The following is a 441-nucleotide window of genomic DNA, read 5'->3' as shown; positions in this document are numbered from 1 at the left end:
CTCCGCACTGGTCGGCTTGCCCGTCGGCATCGAGGGCGGCAGCCCGGCAAGCGCCGCATTGGCCGACATCGGCGGCACTGCTGCAGGCGCGTTCCAGGTCGGCGCATGGCGCGCGATCAGCGTGTCGTAGAGATGGGAACCCATGTTGGCGGCGACCTGCTGCTGGTCGGTCAGCGCGCGAAATGCGGCGCAGTCGAAGGGCGTGCAGCCGTCGCGCGCGACCAGCACCTGCGCCACGAGGCCGTAGCGATCATGCTCCAGCGCCTTGCGCAGCGCCTTCAAATCCGCCGTCAGGCTCCTGTCCGCGGTCGCGGCATCACCGAGCGCGGTCAGCCGGTCGATCCGAACCGCGGTGTAGGAGACGGCCGCAGCCGCGGCATCCGGCGAACCGAACAGCGCCTTCTCGCAACCGATGGCGACCGCATCGCCGGCGAGATCGTC

1 pseudogene is annotated in these 441 nt (G+C 70.5%); it reads right to left on the bottom strand.

Features of this window, described 5'->3' with window-relative positions:
- Window positions 1-441: pseudogene (locus MOV75_RS41905) on the bottom strand (hypothetical protein); the annotation flags it as partial.

Source organism: Bradyrhizobium sp. PRIMUS42 (assembly GCF_023006515.1).
GTDB lineage: Bacteria > Pseudomonadota > Alphaproteobacteria > Rhizobiales > Xanthobacteraceae > Bradyrhizobium.
The sequence above is the reverse complement of the archived record's forward strand: the minus strand, read 5'-3'. Positions and strand labels throughout refer to the sequence as shown.